Origin of the sequence: Halomonas sp. ANAO-440, assembly GCF_019915905.1 — a bacterium.
GTDB classification, from domain to species: Bacteria; Pseudomonadota; Gammaproteobacteria; order Pseudomonadales; family Halomonadaceae; genus Halomonas; species Halomonas chromatireducens.
This window is the reverse complement of record NZ_JAHXBV010000021.1, coordinates 85,762-103,734: the sequence shown is the minus strand read 5'-3', so window position 1 is coordinate 103,734 and position 17,973 is coordinate 85,762. Positions and strand designations below refer to the sequence as shown.

14 protein-coding genes are annotated in these 17,973 nt (G+C 63.7%); 6 read left to right on the top strand and 8 right to left on the bottom strand.

Annotated features, from left to right (window positions below):
- Nucleotides 1-101: 101 nt before the first annotated feature.
- Nucleotides 102-1,751, top strand: coding sequence for a putative bifunctional diguanylate cyclase/phosphodiesterase (locus tag KZO25_RS15210; protein WP_223137603.1), 1,650 nt, complete (start codon nucleotides 102-104; stop codon nucleotides 1,749-1,751).
- 116 nt (nucleotides 1,752-1,867) lie between these two features.
- On the top strand, nucleotides 1,868-2,293 hold the full coding sequence (locus KZO25_RS15205; protein WP_066452247.1) for a DUF3617 domain-containing protein: 426 nt from the start codon (nucleotides 1,868-1,870) through the stop codon (nucleotides 2,291-2,293).
- 53 nt (nucleotides 2,294-2,346) lie between these two features.
- On the opposite strand, the gene KZO25_RS15200 is transcribed toward KZO25_RS15205, so the two are convergent.
- From KZO25_RS15200 to KZO25_RS15190, 3 genes are all read right to left on the bottom strand, one after another.
- Nucleotides 2,347-5,505: an efflux RND transporter permease subunit gene (locus KZO25_RS15200; protein WP_223137602.1), complete on the bottom strand. Its 3,159-nt coding sequence runs from the start codon at nucleotides 5,503-5,505 to the stop codon at nucleotides 2,347-2,349.
- On the bottom strand, nucleotides 5,505-6,629 hold the full coding sequence (locus KZO25_RS15195) for an efflux RND transporter periplasmic adaptor subunit (RefSeq protein WP_223137601.1): 1,125 nt from the start codon (nucleotides 6,627-6,629) through the stop codon (nucleotides 5,505-5,507). The genes KZO25_RS15200 and KZO25_RS15195 overlap by 1 nt, the downstream gene beginning before the upstream one ends.
- A 244-nt stretch (nucleotides 6,630-6,873) precedes the next feature.
- Nucleotides 6,874-7,845, bottom strand: coding sequence for a Bug family tripartite tricarboxylate transporter substrate binding protein (locus tag KZO25_RS15190; RefSeq protein WP_223137600.1), 972 nt, complete (start codon nucleotides 7,843-7,845; stop codon nucleotides 6,874-6,876).
- 160 nt (nucleotides 7,846-8,005) lie between these two features.
- Here KZO25_RS15190 and KZO25_RS15185 point away from each other — a divergent pair, with 160 nt between their 5' ends.
- The 3 genes from KZO25_RS15185 (at nucleotide 8,006) to KZO25_RS15175 (ending at nucleotide 11,107) form a co-directional block, all read left to right on the top strand.
- On the top strand, nucleotides 8,006-9,211 hold the full coding sequence (locus tag KZO25_RS15185) for an NAD(P)/FAD-dependent oxidoreductase (RefSeq protein WP_223137599.1): 1,206 nt from the start codon (nucleotides 8,006-8,008) through the stop codon (nucleotides 9,209-9,211).
- Between the two features lie 213 nt (nucleotides 9,212-9,424).
- Nucleotides 9,425-10,390, top strand: a complete 966-nt coding sequence (egtD, locus tag KZO25_RS15180) for an L-histidine N(alpha)-methyltransferase (RefSeq protein WP_223137598.1) — start codon at nucleotides 9,425-9,427, stop codon at nucleotides 10,388-10,390.
- A 63-nt stretch (nucleotides 10,391-10,453) separates the two neighbouring features.
- Complete coding sequence (locus KZO25_RS15175; protein ID WP_223137597.1) at nucleotides 10,454-11,107, top strand: hypothetical protein; 654 nt, start codon at nucleotides 10,454-10,456, stop codon at nucleotides 11,105-11,107.
- A gap of 631 nt (nucleotides 11,108-11,738) precedes the next feature.
- Here KZO25_RS15175 and KZO25_RS15170 read toward each other — a convergent pair.
- The 5 genes from KZO25_RS15170 to KZO25_RS15150 all read right to left on the bottom strand — a co-directional run bounded on the left by KZO25_RS15170 (nucleotide 11,739) and on the right by KZO25_RS15150 (nucleotide 14,393).
- Nucleotides 11,739-12,191, bottom strand: coding sequence for a CopD family protein (locus KZO25_RS15170; protein WP_223137596.1), 453 nt, complete (start codon nucleotides 12,189-12,191; stop codon nucleotides 11,739-11,741).
- A 32-nt stretch (nucleotides 12,192-12,223) separates the two neighbouring features.
- Complete coding sequence (locus KZO25_RS15165; protein WP_316935712.1) at nucleotides 12,224-12,541, bottom strand: YqjK family protein; 318 nt, start codon at nucleotides 12,539-12,541, stop codon at nucleotides 12,224-12,226.
- Complete coding sequence (locus KZO25_RS15160) at nucleotides 12,522-12,938, bottom strand: phage holin family protein (protein WP_223137594.1); 417 nt, start codon at nucleotides 12,936-12,938, stop codon at nucleotides 12,522-12,524. Before KZO25_RS15160 ends, KZO25_RS15165 begins: the two co-directional genes overlap by 20 nt.
- Nucleotides 12,938-13,270 (bottom strand): YqjD family protein, encoded by a 333-nt coding sequence (locus tag KZO25_RS15155; RefSeq protein WP_223137593.1) that lies wholly within the window; start codon nucleotides 13,268-13,270, stop codon nucleotides 12,938-12,940. Before KZO25_RS15155 ends, KZO25_RS15160 begins: the two co-directional genes overlap by 1 nt.
- Before the next feature lie 97 nt (nucleotides 13,271-13,367).
- Entirely contained in the window at nucleotides 13,368-14,393 is a 1,026-nt protein-coding gene (locus KZO25_RS15150) for a phospholipase A (protein WP_223137592.1), read from the bottom strand.
- A 151-nt stretch (nucleotides 14,394-14,544) separates the two neighbouring features.
- Between KZO25_RS15150 and mscK the strand changes: the two genes are divergently transcribed.
- Nucleotides 14,545-17,973, top strand: a complete 3,429-nt coding sequence (gene mscK, locus KZO25_RS15145; protein ID WP_223137629.1) for a mechanosensitive channel MscK — start codon at nucleotides 14,545-14,547, stop codon at nucleotides 17,971-17,973.

Below are 17,973 nucleotides of genomic sequence, written 5' to 3'. Positions count from 1 at the left end.
GGAGGTTGGTGCAGATTCGTACATGGCATCAGTCGGTTATCTGTCGGTCATTTCAGATTTTTCTGCTATACATAGTGTTATAAACTTAAAATGGTGACGTAATGTCATTGACTGGCTTGCTGTCGATCGTTCGACGGTACGCGCTCGCAGGGATGCTGGCTGGGCTGTCGTCGACAGCGGCAGGCAGCGTGGAGGGGGCAGCGTTGGTGCCTGCCTCCAGTTGGGCGGTGCTTGCCATCGTCGCCCTTGTAGGCCTGGCGTTGGCGGCAGCGTGCGGCGCCTGGTGGGGCCGGCGCGTGGGTTCCCGAAGGGCCGCTCACTCGCCGGCCGACAAGGTGAAACTGGCCAACGATTCAGATGGCAGGGATTATTTGCCGTGTGGTGTAGCCACCGATATCACCGAGTGCCATGCGATCCAGGAAAGCAACTATCGCCTGACCTTCTATGATCCGCTGACCGGCCTGCCCAATCGGCGCCTGATGCTCGATCGTCTGGAAATGGTGGTCAAGGGGTCCCGGCGCACGGATCGCTATGCGGCACTGATGTTCATTGACCTGGATAATTTCAAACTGGTCAATGACACTCAGGGGCTCTCGCAGGGCGATCATCTCCTGCGTCACGTTGCCGACCACCTTTCGCGTGCGGTACGAGAGAGCGACACCCTGGCGCGGCTGGGGGGCGATGAATTCGTTCTGCTGATTCACGACCTGGATCCCGATCAGGAGCAGGCGGCTCATGCTGCCGAGCTTGTGGCGGAAAAGCTGTTGGCCCGCATTCAGGAAGCCCAGCAGGATCAGGAGCAGGCGCTGACCCTGCCGATTACCGGCAGCATCGGCGTCACGCTGTTCGCCGACGGCGAGACCAGCGTGGAGAGCGCCATGCAACAGGCCGACATGGCGTTGCAACAGGCCAAGGGGGCGGGAGGCAATACCCTGCGCTTCTTCAATTCCGCCATGCAGGCCACGGTGATGGCACGTGTCCAGTTGGAAGCCGATCTGCACCTGGCCCTCGCTCGGGATGAGTTTCGCCTTCACTACCAGGTGCAGGTGGACTCCCTTTCACGTGTCACCGGGGTCGAGGCGTTGATTCGCTGGGAGCATCCGCAGCGTGGCATGGTATCGCCCGGCATGTTCATTCCCTTGGCGGAAAAGAATCGAATGATTCTACCGATCGGGTACTGGGTCCTCGAAACCGCCTGCCGGCAGCTTGTCGTTTGGGCACAGGAGCCGGAGCGGGAGAGTTTGAGCATTGCCGTCAACGTCAGCTCCGTGCAATTCCATCAGCCGGATTTCGTGGTGAGAGTCCAGCAAATACTGAAAGAAACGGCTGCCAATCCTTGTCGACTGACGCTGGAGGTGACCGAGAGCCTGCTGATGGATGATCACCAGCGGGTACGCGAAATCATGCTGCGGCTCAATCAGATCGGCATCCGCTTTGCCCTGGATGACTTCGGTACGGGTTACTCTTCGCTGAACTATCTCAAGCGGTTGCCACTGGATGAATTGAAGATCGACCAGGCTTTCGTCGACGGCGTGCTTGACGACCCGGTGGATGCCGCGATTGTCCAGGCCACCATCACCCTGGCGGCTAGCCTTGGGCTTGACGTGACCGCAGAAGGGGTAGAGACCGAGGCGCAGCACCAGTGGCTTCTGGCAAACGGTTGCAAAGCCTTCCAGGGCTATCTCTTCGGCAGGCCGCAGCCGGTGGCGGAGCTGCAGGTGGGCCAGGTCTCCTGTACCCATGGTACGTGATAGGGCCGCGCTGGGTTTTCCCACCGGCTCCTTGTCTAGGGTAAGCTGTATCACGTATCAGATATTACCGGCGGCCTGTCTTCTTCCGCCCTTCACTAAACCACTGGAGAGTCTTCATGCCCTTTCGTTCCTTGCTTGCCGCTACCGTGCTGATGTTGCCGCTGACCGCCGTGGCAGAATCGCCCAATATCGTACCCGGCCAGTGGCAGTTCACCAGTACCACATCGGTCGAAGGCGATATGCCGATCCCCGACCAGACCGAGAGCCATCAGGAGTGCATCGTGCAGGGCGACCTCGACGATGCCGACTTCCAGTTCCTGGAAGTGGAAGAGGGGTGTGAGCTGCTGGAGCACAACGTCTCCGCTGACGGTGTCGATTACAAGATGGTGTGCCACGCCGATGGTGGCCAGGCCGATATCGACGGCCGGATGGATTTCCTGGGCGAGCGCGTCGAAGGCAGCGTCAATATCCAGACCGACTCGCCGATGGGTGAGATGACCATGAACACGACGATCGAAGGCGAGCGCCTCGGCGACTGCTGAACGATCGCCAGCAGCGGCATACACGAAGGCCACCTCTGGGTGGCCTTCGTCGTTCATGCCTTCTGACTGTCGGTGCCGTCCTGATGGTGGGTTCCATCGCTTCGGGCGGCCGGGCCGACGCTCATCTCCGCTTCCAGGCGGCGTTTCACATCGCCGGGGGAGCCGGTGTGGCGAGCCAGCAGGTCGTAGGCCACCGGCACCACGAACAGCGTGAACAGGGTGGCGGCGGCGACGCCGGAGAGAATCACCGTGCCGATCACCATGCGCGACTCGGCGCCGGCGCCGCTGGAAACGATCAGCGGGATCGAGCCGGCCATGGTGGTCACCGCCGTCATCAGGATCGGGCGCAGGCGCGTCACCGCGGCGTCGAGCAGGGCGTCGCGGAAGGCCAGGCCTTCGTCGCGCAGCTGGTTGGCGAACTCCACGATCAGGATACCGTTCTTGGCCGCCAGGCCAATCAGCATCACCAGGCCTACCTGGCTGTAGATGTTGAGCGACTGGCCGGTGACGAACAGCCCCAGCATGGCGCCGCTCATGGCCAAAGGCACCGTAAGCATGATCACGAAGGGGTGGATGAAGCTCTCGAACTGAGCCGCCAATACCAGGAATACCACCAGCGCACCCAGGATCAGCAGGAAGGTAGTGGCACCGCTGGCCTGGCGGAAGTCGCGGGAGGCGCCGCTGACATCGGTCTGGGCCTGTCCGGGAAGCACCTCGGCGGCGGCGACCTCCAGGTAATCCAGGGCTTCACCCAGGGAGTAGCCGTCGGCCAGGTTGGCTTCGATGGTGATGGCGCGCAGCCGGTTGAAGCGGTTCAGGGTGCTGGCACCGGCGAAATCGGAGAAGCTCACCAGGCTGGCCAGGGGAATCAGCTCGCCCGAGCGCGCCGAGCGCACCTGGATGTTGTCCAGCGCGCGGGGGCTGGCCTGGCTGCCCCGGTCACCCTCGACGATGACGTCGTACTCCTGGCCGTTGTCCAGATAGCGCGTCACGTTGCGCCCGCCCAGCAGCACCTCGAGGGTGCGGCCGATCTCGGTAACGGTGACCCCCAGGTCTGCTGCACGGGAGTAGTCGATATCGACGCGCAGCTGTGGCTGGGTCTCGCGATAGTCGCTGTCCAGTCCGATCAGCCTCGGGTTGTCCTCGCGGATATGATCCATCAGGGTATCGCGCCACTCGGCAAGCTCTTCGTAGGTGCCGCCACCCAGCACGAACTCCACCGGCTTGCTGATGCGCTGGCCAAAGCCCTGGCGCATCACCGGGAAGGCCTGCACCCCGGGCAGGTCGGCCAGCTCCCGGCGAACCTCGTCCATGATCGACCAGGCATCGCGACGCTCGCCCCAGGGGGACATGCTGATGATGGCGAAGCCGTTGTTGAAATTCTCGATGTTGCCGAAGCCGCGTGGGGCGCGCACCACCACTCGCTCGAGCTCGCCGCTCTCAAGCATGGGATCGAGCCGGGTCTCGATCTCATCCATGTAATCCATGATGTAGTCGAAGGTGGCCCCCTCCGGGCCGTTGACCAGGATGATGAAGCTGCCGCGATCCTCCTGCGGGGTGTATTCGCTGGGCAGCAGGTCGGCGAGCCAGACGGTGGCGGCAATCAGCGCCACGAATACCGCCAGCACCGCGGCACGCGCCCTGAGTATCCAGATCAGCAGGGTACGATAGATGCGCTGGGTGAATTCCAGCAGCCACTGGACCGCCAGGGCGATGCGGCCCTCGTGCATCGAAGGCTTGAGAATCTTCGAGGCCATCATCGGGGTCAGGGAGAGCGCCAGCACGCTGGATATGGCCACGGCGGCGGCCATGGTCAAGGCGAACTCGGTGAACAGGCGACCGACGTTGCCCTGCAGGAAACCCAGCGGCACGAACACGGCGATCAGCACCAGCGTGGTGGCAATGACTGCAAAGGCGATCTGGCGGGTGCCGCGGAAGGCCGCCACCAGCGGAGTCTCGCCGTAGTCGTGCATGCGGCGGTGAATGTTCTCCAGCACGACGATGGCGTCATCGACGATAAGGCCGATGGCCAGCACCAGGGCGAGCAGGGTCAGCAGGTTGATCGAGAAGCCCATCAGGGCCAGGGCCATGAAGGCGCCGACCATCGCCACCGGCACCGTTACCGCGGGTATCAGGGTGGTGCGTACGTTGCCCAGGAACAGGAAGATCACCACGACCACCAGACCCATGGCGATGACGAGCGTGATCACCACCTGCTGGATGGCGCCGGAAACGAAGACCGAGGCATCATAGTTGAGGGAGAGCGACATGCCCTGGGGCAGGCTGTTCTGCACCCGCGCCAGCTCCGCCTGCACGCCCTCGGAGACCTCCAGCACGTTGGCGGTGGACTGTTTCATGATTCCCAGGCCCACCATCGGCACGCCGTTGGCGCGGAAGATCGAGCGATCATCCACCGAGCCAATTTCCACTCTCGCCACATCGCCCAGGCGAACCAGGTAGCCATCGGGGCTCTGGGTCAGCGCCAGGCGCTCGAAATCATCGGGCTGGTTGAAGGTGCGCGGCAGGCGAACCATGAACTGCCGATCGCGGGACTCGATCGACCCGGCCGGCAGTTCCACGTTCTCGGCACGCAGGGCGCTTTCCACATCGCCCACGGTGAGGTTGCGGGCCGCCAGCGCATTGCGGTCGAGCCACACCCGCATGGCATACTCCCGTCCGCCCCCCACGCGTACCCTTGCCACGCCGGGCTGTACCGAGAAGCCGTCCACCAGGTAGCGGTCGGCATAGTCGGTGAGCTCGGGAATCGTGTAGTCGTCGCCGGAGAGGGAGAGCCACAGCACCACCTCCTCGCTGGAGTCGGCCTTCTGCACTTCCGGCGGGTCGGCTTCGTCGGGCAGGTTGCGCAGGGCGCCGGAGATGCGGTCGCGTACGTCGTTGGCGGCAGCATCGATGTCCATGTCCAGGCGGAACTCGATGTTGATCCGTGAACGGCCATCCTCGCTGGAGGAGGTGATCAGCTGGATGCCCTCGACCCCGGCGATGCGGTCTTCCAGCAACTGGGTGATCCGGGTTTCGACCACGTTGGCCGAGGCGCCGGGGTAGCGGGTGTCGATGCTGACCACCGGCGGGTCGATGGAGGGGTACTCCTGCAGCGGCAGGCGCTGCATGGCCAGCAGGCCGAAGGCGACGATCAGCAGGGCCAGGACGGTGGCCATCACCGGGCGCTGGACGGATAGGTCCGAGAGCCGCATCAGGAGCTTTCCTCACTGCGGTTCCGCTCGAGTATCTTGCGGATCGTGGCATCGTCGTCGGCGATGCCCAGCAGCCTCACGTTGTCCCCCTCCCGGGCACGCTGCAATCCATGGTTGACCACCAGTTCACCCTCGGCCAGGCCTTCGAGTATCTCGACCTGACCGGTACGGCGCTCTCCCACGGTGACGCGGCGGCGCTCGAGTCGGTTGCCGTCGGCTTCATCAATCACCATCACATATTGTCGGTCACCGCTGGGAACGAGTACCGACTCGGGTGCCACTACGGCCTGTCGGGGCCTGCGCTGGACCACGACCTCCATCAGCATGCCCGGGCGCAGCCGAAGCTCGGGATTGGCCAGCTCGGCGCGAACGCTGACGCTGCGGCTGACCGGGTCGACCCGCGAGCCGACGCTGGCTACCTCGCCCTCGAAGACATCGTCGGGAAAGGCCGCGCTGTGCGCGGTCAGTGGCAGGCCAGGCTCGAGGATCGCCAGAAAGACCTCAGGCACGTTGAAGTCGAGCTTCATCACGTCGGTCTTGTCCAGGGTTACCAGCTGGGTACCGGGGGTGACCAGGCTGCCCACGCTGATGTTGCGAAAGCCCACCCGGCCGTCGAAGGGGGCGCGCAGTTGGTAGTTCGTCAGGCGCGCCTCCAGTCCCTGGATCTCGGCTTCCACCTGGCGCAGTCGTGCCTGGCTGTCCTCGACGTCGGCGCGGGGCGCCATGTTGCGTTCCTGCAGCTGGGTGAGCCGGTTGACCGCGCTGCGTCGCTCGTCGCGCTGGGCCTGGGCGGCTCGCAGCTGTGCCTGCTGCTCGCCATCCTCCAGGCGGATCAGCAGCTGGCCGGCTTCCACCAGGTCACCGTCACGAAAATTGAGCTCGGCGACGATCTCGGTAACGGTGGCAGACAGGGTGACGCTCTCGTCGGCGCGCAGGGTGCCCAGCGCCTCGAGGGGGTCGGACCAGGGCTCCAGCGTCACGCGGGAGGCAATCACCGCGGTGCGCTCCTGAGCGGCAAGCGGCAGGCTCAGCAAAAGCAGAGCGAGTGTTAGCAGCAACAACGATGACAGCAACAACACTGTGTCGTGCCACTTGGGGGGCTTGAGGCGTGAAATCGTTTTCATCGGGGCTCTTGTGGCGAATCGGACGATGCATGACTGAGAGACGACCCAATCCTTTGGGGCACCGTGATAATACTAGCCACGCGGCTTGGTGGAAGTGTGGCAACAATTCACAAGTTCCACGCAGTGACAGTGACGCAGTCAGATTTAATTGTACGTATATTGTACAAAAAAGAGAAGAGAAGAGAAGAGAAGAGAAGAGATGTGAGGCGGAAATGCCGGCCCCGGAAAGGAGCCGGCGGCAAGGTCACTCTGGCGCTTCAACCCCTCCCATTTCGTCGATCAGCTCGGCGAAAGCGTCACGCTGGGCATAGAGCGTGTCGGTCAGTTCCTCCTCGTCCATATAATTGACCGGGAGCAGCAGACGCTCCTCGGTCACTTCAATGAAACGCTCGTCCTGTGTCGCCGCTTCCAGGGCCTGGGCCAGGCGCTCTGCACGCTCATCGGGCACGCCCTTCGGCAGGGCCGCCATGAGAATGTCGCCCGGCGTGATGTCGTAGCCGGCTTCGACCAGAGTCGGAGCGTCTGGGAAGGCGACGAGGCGATCCTCTGCCAGGCTCAGCAGTACGGGCATCTCTCCGGAATCGGCATAGCCAGAGTGGGTGCCCCCGCTATAGGCGAAATCGACATCACCGGACAGGATCAGTGGGGCCATGCCCGCCCCGCCGGCTGTCGGCACGATACGCAGGTCCAACCCCTCCTGCTCGGCGATATAGTCGATGATCAGCCTATCCTGGGCTGTCTGGGTGGCATAGCTGACCCCCGGGTTCTCACGGGCATAATCGAGCAGCTCTTCCCAGCTGTCGCCGAAGGGGCGATCTTCACCGGTGACGATACCGGCCTGCGCCAGGGAGACCGCCGAGATATAGCGGAAGTCATCCATGTCGTAGTCGACCTCGGTCGCCAGGGGGCCGAAAGTAATCGGCGAGGTAGGACCGTAGAGGAAGGTGTAGCCCTCGTCATCGTTATTGACCAGGCGCGTTAGAGCCACGCCCATGCCGGCACCGGGTTGGTTGACCACGTTGACCGGCTGGCCCAGCTCATCCTCCAGCACATTGGCCAGAACACGACCCTGGATATCGGTGCTCCCCCCGGCGCCAAAGCCGATCACCATCGTCAGTGGCTGGCTCGGGAAGTCGTCCGCCTGCACCAGGCCGCCCGTCATCAGAGTGGTAGCCAGCAGAGCGCCGCCCAGCATTGCCTTCTTCGGATACGTCATTATTGAACCTCTTTTCTTGATTGTGATGTTTCTTCGGTTGGCTTGTTGACCCTAGCACAGCTTGGCGACACTGTTTCTAATTGAGAGGACCTGAATGGGCGCGGTCGCATGCGGCTGCTAGAATGCGCGCCCTGACAGCATGGCCGGGAGACATGTGCGCATGACCTATGACGTGGTGGTGATCGGGGCGGGCGCCGCCGGTCTGATGTGCGCGCTGACGGCCGGTTACGGCGGGCGGAGGGTACTGGTCGTCGACCATGCCAACAAGGCGGGAAAGAAGATCCTCATGTCCGGCGGGGGGCGTTGCAACTTCACCAACCTGTCGACTGGCCCGGCCAACTTTTTTTCAGACAACCCGCACTTCTGCATCTCGGCGTTGAAGCGCTACCGGCCAGAGCACTTCGTGGAGCTGATCGAGCGCCACGGGGTCGACTACGTGGAAAAGGCCCCTGGACAGCTGTTCTGCGCCGATTCCGCCAAGGAAATCCTGAATGTCCTGCTCACCGAGTGCGACTGGGCCGGGGTCGATATTCGCCTGCAGTGCTCGGTGGAGCGGGTCGAGCGGCAGGGGGAGGGGATGCAAGTGCTGACATCACTGGGCCGCATCGAGACCGGTGCCGTGGTGGTGGCCTGCGGGGGCCTGTCGATTCCCACCATGGGGGCGACCGGCTTCGGCTACGACATCGCCCGGCAGTTCGGCCTGGCGGTCACCGACACCCGCCCCGCGCTGGTGCCGTTTACGCTGACCTCACAGTGGAAGGCACGTGCGGCGGCGCTCTCGGGCGTGTCCTGCGATGTGGCGGTCAGCGCGCTGCGTGATGGCCAGCGACAGGGGCCGGGGCGTGAGCGACGCTATCGCGAGCCCCTGTTGTTTACCCACCGCGGCCTCTCGGGGCCGGGCATGCTGCAGATTTCCAGCTACTGGCTGCCAGGCGACGAACTCGAGATAGACCTGCTGCCCGGCATCGACGTGGGAGAGGCCCTGACGGCCGCTCGTCGGCAAAACCCAAGACGCCAGCTCTCCACCTGGCTGGGCGAGCGCCTGCCCAAGCGATTGGCCCAGTCCCTGGGCGAATGGCACGGCGAGGATCCGGTCCTGGCCGATCTCTCCAATGCGCGCATCGCGGCGTGGCAGGAGCACCTGAACCGCTGGCGGGTAAAGCCTGCCGGCACCGAAGGCTGGCGTACGGCCGAGGTGACCCTGGGCGGTGTCGACACTGCGCCGATTTCCTCGAAGGACTTCAGCGTCGAGGGCTTGCCTCAGCTGCGCTTTATCGGCGAGGTGCTCGACGTGACCGGTGAGCTTGGCGGCTATAACTTCCAGTGGGCCTGGGCCTCGGGGGTGGCGTGTGGGCTTTCACTGTAAACGAGAGGCACACGAAAAACCTTACCCAACATAACCGGATATTCTCTGGGGCATTGCTAAGCTGGAAAAATCGGTTCGTCCCGGATGTGGTTAGTCATCAGGAGTGTGCCTACCGGCCCTATCCGGGCTTTCGTTCCCTGCCGGGTACCCACTTCTACCCAACCCAGGCACGCTGGGCATTTTCCGGTTTTCGGTTAGCCAGAGAGGTATGACATGGACCCGCTCGTACACTTTCACAACCAGCATCCGCCGGAGGCAGCGGCTTCACTTTGCGAGGAACTGCTAGCCGGGCTTGCCGCTACGCCCAAGCATACCTCCCCCAAGCTCTTCTACGACCGACGCGGCTCCGAGCTGTTCGCTGCCATCTGCGAGCAGCCGGAGTACTACCTGACCCGCACCGAAGAGGCGATCCTGCGCGCGGCTGCCGCTGATATTGCCGAGATGGTGGGCCGTGACGCGACCCTCATCGAGCTGGGTAGCGGCGCCAGCCGCAAAGTGCGCCTGTTGCTAGAAGCGCTGAATCCAGTCTGCTACCTGGGCGTGGATATCTCTCGTGACTTTCTGCTGGCGAGCACCCATCGCCTGGCAAAGGATTACCCCTGGCTTGAGGTCCACGCCGCTTGCGCCGACTTCACGCGCCCCATGACCTGGCCGGAGGGGCTGGCGGGAGAACGTCCGGTGGCCTTTTTTCCCGGTTCGAGCGTAGGGAATTTCACTCCCGAGGAGGCAAAAGGCTTCCTTGAGGGGCTGGCGACGCTACTGCCCGCCGGCGGTGGACTGCTGATCGGCGTCGACCTTATCAAGGACCGCGCGATTCTCGATGCTGCCTATAACGATGCCGCCGGTGTGACCGCGGCCTTCAACCTCAACCTGCTGGAACGACTGCGACATGAGTTCGAGGCCGAGGTGGAGCCGCAGGCGTTTCGTCACAGCGCCTTCTACAACGAGGCCGATTCACGCATCGAGATGCATTTGGTGAGCTTGCACAACCAGGCCATCCGCGTGGCGGGGGAGCGGGTCGACTTCGAGGAGGGCGAGACCCTGCATACCGAAAGCTCGTACAAGTACAGCATTACCGGCTTTCGTAAGCTTGCCGGAGGAGCTGGCTTCGTACCGCGGGCTTACTGGACGGATCGCCACGCGCTGTTTTGCATCCATTATCTGGAGCGTGCCGCCTGATGGCTTCGCCGGAATTCCGGTCTATGCTGCATAACAGAACCACGCTGTAAGCAGAGGGCCGCCATGACCATGATAGCGATTCAGGACTCCTCCGATTCCAAGGCGTCTCCGTTCGCCGACCATATCGTCGATGAGGCCGTGCGCCAGGCAGAAGAGCGGGGCTGGCAGGCAGTGCGTCTCTCCGAGGTCGCACACAGTCTCGAATTGCCGATGTCCGTGGTATTGGAGCGCTTTCGCGACATGGATGACGTGGCCAACGCCTGGTTCCAGCGTGGCTGGCGGGCCATGCTGGCGGAGAAACCGAACACCTTCGAGGACTGGCCTGAGCGGATCCGCATCGAGCACTGCCTGCTGGCGTGGTTCGACGCCTTCGCCGCCCATCGCCGGGTCACCGTGCAGATGCTGCGGACCAAGGCCCACCTGCCGCATCTGCATACCTGGGTACCCATGGCCTTCGACCTGTCGCGCACCGTGCAGTGGCTGCGCGAAGCCGCCCGGCTGGAAGCGCGCTATGGTACCCGGCGGGCTCAGGTCGAGGAGGTGGCACTGACCAGCCTGTTTGTCGCCACCCTAGCCGTCTGGTCCTGCGACAGCAGCGATGGCCAGCGCCGTACCCGACAGTTCGTCGAACGCCGGCTAAAGCGCGGGGAAAGCTGCATGAAATGGGTCCCGGGGATGAAGCGAAAGGCGGCCAGCCCGGCTTCGGCTTCCCTATAGCGGGTAGTTACCATCGGTGAAGAAAGCAGCTGTTGGAGCGCCCGGTTCAGTGTTCCGACTTTGCGTCGCGACTGGCGCCGGCAGGCACCTCGGCGGTCAGTACCAGGCAGGAAAAAACAGCTGTTGGAGCGCCGCTCCGCGTCGCGACTGGCGCCGGGAGGCGCCTTGGCGGAAGCTGCCAACGCTGGCGGCAATCTCCAGCATTGGTAACACCGCCGGGAGTCCTTCGGCCTCCAGTCGCGAGCTGAAGCTGCTTCAACATTAGAAAAAACGCTGTTGGAGCGCTCGGTTCGGCGCTCCGAGTTCCCACCGCGACTGGCGCCGCCAGGCGCCTCGGCGGTCATTGCCAAGGCAGGAAAAAACAGCTGTTGGAGCGCCGCTCCGCGTCGCGACTGGCGCCTGCAGGCGCCTTGGCGGAGGCCGCAACGCTGGCAGTGGTCGCCGGCATCGGCAACACCGCCGGGAGGCCTTCGGCCTCCAGTCGTGATCTAAAGATACTCCAACAGCGGCGTGGCGCCGTCGGTGGAGAGATTCGCTGTTGGAGCGCTCGGTTCGGCGCTCCGAGTTCCCATCGCGACTGGCGCCGCCAGGCGCCCGGCGGAGGCTGAAACGTCAGTGGTTGTATCGGGCTTTACAGAAAGCGACCACCGGAGGCTATCGCCACGGTGACAAGGCCGATAATCAGGTTGATCCCGATCCAGCGGCGTATTTCCGCCAGCTGCTTGCCTCCTTCGAGCCAGGCATGACCTTCCACTGCCGCCTTGAGGCGTGGGTAGGGGGCGAAATAGATGTACCCGAAGATGCCCATCATCACCAGACCGGTGAGCAGCATCAGATGGATGTGCCAGCGGGCGCCGGCCATGCCGAATACGGCTAAGAGCATCCATAGCCCCGTGCCGAGCAGCACGATAACGGTCAACCAGACCCAGGGAAAGAAGCGCTTGAATACGCCAACCCAGAGCGGCAGCCGCTGCGGCGGTTCCAGTTGGCTCGCCGCTATCGGGCGCAGGATCATCCAGGCGAAGAACATGCCGCCGACCCAGATGACCGCGGCAAGCATGTGCAGGGTGATGGCGAGTGCCATTGTCGAACTCCCCATGACGTGTCCCGCCTATCTCAGCGGAACTGATTGAACAGCCGGCGTGCGCGATTGAGCAGCAGGGCGCCGGCAGCGACACGCTTGCCGACACGAACCAGCGAGGAGGGGTGTCGGGCGCTCTGCAATACAGCAAGGCCGCCCGCAGCGAGTATGACACTCCTGAACCGCATCAGGGAGCGCCAGCCATCGTCGAGGGGCCGGCTGGCTTCGCGCCAGCGGCTGGATTCCACCAGGATATCGATGCGCTGCTGTTCTATGGTTGCAAGCAGTCGGGCCTTGCGTTCGGCCCTGCTGGGGGGCTGGCCCTGCTGTCGCTCAGCGGCGCGGCTCGTCACGGGCACTCTCCACCAGATCACGGTTCATCAGGTTACGGTCGGTGGCCAGTTGAGCCAGCGTATCCTTCAGCAGGGTATGGCGCCGTGCCAGGCGTATCACCAGCAGGGCAAGCAAGAGACCCCCTCCGAGCAGTACGGCGGCACTGATCGTAATGGCCGCCAGGCGGTGCGTGTCCCAGAAGATCACCACCACCAGCAGCATCAGCATGCCAAGGCCCAGCAGCATCAGCAGCAGGCTCAGGCCGGATAGCAGCAGCAGGGTAAACAGTCGTGCTCTTTCTTCTTCGAGCTCGAGCACGACGAGACGCAGGCGCGTCTCGCCGACGGCAAGCAGGCTGTTGAGCAGCCGCTTGCCGGCGCTGAATAGCCGTTGAACCGGTCCCTGGCTCGACTCCATCAGCGACGCCCGATAAGCATGCCGATGACGATACCGGCGGCGGCACCCAGGCCGACGCTGGTCCAGGGGTTGTCGTGAACGTAGCGGTCACAGGCATCCACCTGATGGGACACTGAATCACGCGCTTCGTCATAGAGGCGCTCGCCACGTGACTCGAGTCGGTCGCGGGTCTCTTTCAGTCGTTTCTCGGCGCGGGCTCGTAGCTCCTTGATATTGCTCCGGGAGTCGTCGGCGGTAGCGCTGACCAGGTCCTCGATCGTCTGAGTGAGATGGTGCAGGTCTTCCTTGAGTTGATGCGTGGTGTCGTCGGTACTGGGCTTGCGAGATGCCATGACGGTCTTCCTTTGACGATGAATGACAGGCTCAGCATAGCATTCGTTGGTGCGACTTCAATGCACGTCATTGTGTTGCAGGCGTTCAAGGATAGCCTCAACGGACACTGCCGCTGCCGGAAAACATGGGATTGAGGCTGAAGCCAACGCTCAGGCGGTGGTTGCGATGATCGTAATCGATCATGCTCTCCCCGTAGCCGTAGTAATACTGGACATGCCCGCGGATATTCCCGAAAAAGGGCCAGGAGTAGTCGATCTGTGAGCCCAGGTTGCCCGCGCTGGGATTGCCGCGCACCATCAGGCTGGCCTCCTGGTCGCCGTTGATGCGCCGTGCAACGGTGACATCGCCATAGCCCATGTAGCGGTCGATGTCGGGGTTGTCATCACTGGTCTGCGATTCCGGGAAGCGCCAGTGCGGTGCGACGGCAACCGCCCAGTCTCCGCGCTGAAAGACGCTCTCCAGGTACGCGCGGTTCCAGCTGCGTGACAAGGGTTCGGAGCGTCCGTTGGAGAGATGGTTGAGGGCAAAGCGGTTGCGGGTATTGGTCCAGCCGAACATGCGCCAGTTGGTGTCCAGGTCCAGGAAGATTTCCGGCTCATAGTTGGTTTCCCGGAAGGGGGAGGAGGCGTCGGTATTATAGGCCTGCCACCAGCTGCGCTGGGTGAAGGCAAAGTAGACGTCGCCGGTGTCACCGAACAGGTCTTCGGCGATGTTGACCTTGGCGCTGAACTGGAACTTGACCTCGAGGTCGTTGGGGCCGTTATCGGCCGAGATGTCACGAAAGGCCGGATGATTGGGGTTGGTGGTGTAGCTCAGCGGAAAGAGGTAGTTGCGCCGATGGGTCGTGATGGCGAAAGGATTGCGGGTCGACTCGCGCTCCAACTGGCGACGCTGAGCCATCTCTTCCTGTACCACGTCATCCGGGTCGGCCGCCATCTCGGGGTCCTCGGGGAGCGTTTCCAACTGGCGCTGAAGGGTATCCAGTTCGCTGGACAGGGCCTCGATGCGGCTTTCCAGGGCCTCTCGTTCAATATCTCTCTGGGGGGTGGCTTGGGCCAGGGCAACGAGCGGCAGCACTCCCAGCAGACTGGCACCGACGAACAGGATGGAACGAATGGTCATTAGGGCAACTCGAAGCGAGGCATTTGAGTTCCGTTTCTACCATGACGCCGACGCAAGTCAACTGCTGACGACAATCATTGCCAAGTTCGTCCGGTAGGCCGAGAATCGGGCCGGGCAAGGGGCCCTTGTCAAAGAGGATATCGTGTACGCCATTTCTGTTTCTGCCGGTGCCATCCGGTCCACGTTCCTGGGGCTCTGTCTGCTGGCCGCTTTGCTGTTGCTGCCGGGTGCAGCGGCAGTAGCCGATGAAGATTTGCCCGATAGAGCGGCGGTGGAGGCGCGCCTGGACGAACTGCGTCCTGCCGAAGGGGAAAGCGTCAGTGAAGCCGATCAGCGTGCCATCGAGGCATTGGAGGCGACGCTTGAAGCGCTGGAGCAGTTGGCGGGGGTCGAAGAGCGTCTTAACGCTCTCGAGCAGCGACTCGAGGAGGCCCCCGGGGAACTGATGCGGCTCGAGCGGGAGCTGTTGCAGGAAGAGGAGGCCGCGCGCGAGCGGTCGGCCACCGAGCTGGATGACCAGCCCCTCGAGGAGCTCGAGTATCGTCAGCAGGAGGCGGTTTTCGAGCTGCAGCAGCTCCAGGACCGTCTGGCCGAGGTCAACACCCAGTTGCTTTCTGCCCAGACGCTTCCCGAGCGGGCACAGCAGGCCATTTCCGAGGCGATGCAGGCCGCTGAGCGATCCCGGCGCGCGCTGGATGCGTTGGAGGGGCAAGGGTTGACCGAAGATGCGCCGCAGCTGTGGCAACGCCAGGTCGAGCGGCGCCTGGCCGAGCGCTCCCTGAGGCTGCACCAGCGCCAGCTGGGCAGCAATACCCGACTGCGTGAGCTGGCACAGCAGCGGCGCGACCTGTTGACGCAGCAGGTGACCCGACAGGAGACCGAGCTCGCCATATTGCAGAGCGTCATCGATCGGCAGCGGCGGCTTGCATCGGAGCAGGCCATTGCCGATGCCGCCCGGGACGACCCGCTGCTCGAGGCGGGTCACCCGGTGCTGGAGCGGGCACAGCAGGTCAATCGTGAACTCAGCCTGGAGCTGCTTCGGGCCAATGATCGTATCAATGGCCTGGTGCGGGAAAGCCTGGCACTGCGCAGCCAGCTCGACCATGTGCGCCAGCTGCAGCGCAGCCTCAATGAGCAGATCGATGCGATCCGCGGCAGCCTGCTGCTGTCGCGTATTCTGCGTGAACAGCGTCGCTCACTGCCCCAGGTGGATGCCCGGGGCGACCTTCAGGATGAGATCGCCGACCTGCGCTTGCGGCAGTTCGACCTGGTGCGACAGCGCGATATGCTGCGCCAGGGCGAGCGCCTGGCCAACCAGCGCCTGGAGGAGGCGGGAGTGGAGGTGACGCCGGCACTGATCGAGTCGCTGCAGCACCTCTACCAGTCGCGGCGTGAGCTGGTGGATCAGCTCGAGCAGAGCTATGGCAACCTGTTGAGCTCGGCTATCGAGTTCCAGCTCAACCAGCAGCAGCTGCTGGAAACGTCGAGAGAGCTGCGCAGCACTATTGACGAGCAGCTCTTCTGGATCGCCAATACCCGTCCGCTGGATCTGGCCTGGTTCCGGCAACTGCCGGCGAACCTGGTGCTGGAGTGGCAGGTGGGGGAGTGGCGCGAGGCGCTGCCGCATCACTGGCGGATCCCGGATGCCAAGGCGCTGGTCGGGTTGCCTTTTCTTTTACTGTCGCTGGCGCTGCTCTGGTCACGCCGACGCATCCAGGCCAGGCTGGTGGCACTGCACGAGCAGATAGGTCGGCTGCGCAGCGACTCCCAGGGCCATACGCCCCAGGCGGTCGCGCTGAACGCATTGCTGGCGCTCCCGGGCCCCCTGGCCCTGGGTGGCCTCGGCACTGCGCTGGTGGCCGATGGCCAGGGCATCGCCTCGGGGCTGGGGCTGGCCTTCTGGCACCTGGCCCTGGCCTGGGCCTTCATTGCCTGGTCGCGGCGACTGCTGGTGCGTGACGGCGTGGCGACCAAGCATTTCTATTGGCCGGCGGGATATGTCGCCCGGCTGCGTGAGCTGCTGCGATGGCTGGGCCTGGCACTGGTGCCGACACTGCTGATCTCGACCCTGGCGCGGGATGGCGAGATCAGCCTCACCACGCGCCCCCTGGCGCTGACGTTGCTGCTCGGCGGCCTGCTGGCCATGAGCGTACTGCTGGCACGCCTGATCATGGCCCATACGCCGTTCTTCGGGGTCAAGCTGTTCCGCCTGGTCCTGGGGCTGGTCTTGGCGGTGGTTCCGCTGGCGCTCGTCGGCCTGATCGTTTCCGGCTACGAATACACGGCACTGAGCCTGGTGGGGCGCTTTGTCATTACGCTCTACCTGCTGGCCATGTGGATCCTGGTCGAGGCCACGGTGGTGCGCGGACTGGCGGTGGCGGCCCGCCGGCTGGCCTTCAAGCGAGCGCTGGCTCGTCGTCGGTCGCAGGTGCAGGAGGGGGCCGAAGGTGGGGTGGAAGTGGTTGAAGAGCCGCCGCTGGACATGGAGCAGATCAACCAGCAGTCGCTGCGCCTATCCAAACTGATTCTGTTGATCGGTTTTGCGCTGCTGCTCTATCTGGTCTGGTCGGACCTGCTCACGGTCCTGGGCTACCTGGAGCGCGTTGCCATCTGGGAGGCCTCCGACGGCGTGGGGGCGGACCTGGTCACCAGTGCCCTCTCGGTGGCCGATATCTTTACCGCGCTGCTGGTGTTCGGCTTCACGCTGATAATGGCGCGCAACTTGCCCGGCCTGCTGGAGGTAATGGTGCTGTCGCGGCTGGAGTTGAAGCAGGGCAGCGCCTATGCGATCACCTCGCTGCTCTCCTACACCATCGTCGGTACCGGCCTCATCGTGGCGCTGGCGACCCTGGGGGTGGCCTGGAGCCAACTACAGTGGCTGGTGGCAGCACTGGGCGTGGGGCTCGGCTTCGGCCTGCAGGAGATATTCGCCAACTTCGTCTCGGGCCTGATCATCCTCTTCGAGCGCCCGGTGCGCATTGGCGACACCATCACGCTTGGCAATCTCTCCGGTACGGTGAGCAAGATCCGTATACGGGCCACCACGGTGACCGACTTCGATCGCAAGGAGATCATCATACCCAACAAGACCTTCGTCACCGACCAGCTGATCAACTGGTCGCTGTCGGATACGATCACCCGGGTGGTACTCAATTTCGGCGTGGCCTACGGCTCGGATCATCGTCTGGTCCATCAGCTGTTGCGCCAGGCGGCCGACGAGAATCCGCGGGTACTGGCCGAGCCCGAACCGCAGGTGTTCTTCATGGACTATGGCGATAGCACGCTGAATTTCGAACTTCGTGTCTTCGTCAACGCCCTGGGGGATCGGCTTTACGCCACCGACGAGATCAACTGTCGTGTCGGGGAGCTGTTTGCCGAGCACGAGGTGGACATTGCCTTCAACCAGCTCGAGGTATGGCTGCATCGCCCCGATGGTGCCAGCAGGAAGGTGGTGAGCGGGCCGGCCGGCCAGCGAATCGATCCCGCCCACCCCGCTCCCGGGGCCCATGGCGACCCCGGCGATATCAGTGCAGGAGACAGCGACGGTGGCGGTGATGGCGGTGGGGATGGCGGGCGGTAG

Coding starts and splice junctions, on each gene's coding strand:
- KZO25_RS15210 (WP_223137603.1), top strand. CDS start 102: ATGTCATTGACTGGCTTGCTGTCGATCGTTCGACGGTACGCGCTCGCA.
- KZO25_RS15205 (WP_066452247.1), top strand. CDS start 1,868: ATGCCCTTTCGTTCCTTGCTTGCCGCTACCGTGCTGATGTTGCCGCTG.
- KZO25_RS15200 (WP_223137602.1), bottom strand. CDS start 5,505: ATGCGGCTCTCGGACCTATCCGTCCAGCGCCCGGTGATGGCCACCGTC.
- KZO25_RS15195 (WP_223137601.1), bottom strand. CDS start 6,629: ATGAAAACGATTTCACGCCTCAAGCCCCCCAAGTGGCACGACACAGTG.
- KZO25_RS15190 (WP_223137600.1), bottom strand. CDS start 7,845: ATGACGTATCCGAAGAAGGCAATGCTGGGCGGCGCTCTGCTGGCTACC.
- KZO25_RS15185 (WP_223137599.1), top strand. CDS start 8,006: ATGACCTATGACGTGGTGGTGATCGGGGCGGGCGCCGCCGGTCTGATG.
- egtD (WP_223137598.1), top strand. CDS start 9,425: ATGGACCCGCTCGTACACTTTCACAACCAGCATCCGCCGGAGGCAGCG.
- KZO25_RS15175 (WP_223137597.1), top strand. CDS start 10,454: ATGACCATGATAGCGATTCAGGACTCCTCCGATTCCAAGGCGTCTCCG.
- KZO25_RS15170 (WP_223137596.1), bottom strand. CDS start 12,191: ATGGCACTCGCCATCACCCTGCACATGCTTGCCGCGGTCATCTGGGTC.
- KZO25_RS15160 (WP_223137594.1), bottom strand. CDS start 12,938: ATGGAGTCGAGCCAGGGACCGGTTCAACGGCTATTCAGCGCCGGCAAG.
- KZO25_RS15155 (WP_223137593.1), bottom strand. CDS start 13,270: ATGGCATCTCGCAAGCCCAGTACCGACGACACCACGCATCAACTCAAG.
- KZO25_RS15150 (WP_223137592.1), bottom strand. CDS start 14,393: ATGACCATTCGTTCCATCCTGTTCGTCGGTGCCAGTCTGCTGGGAGTG.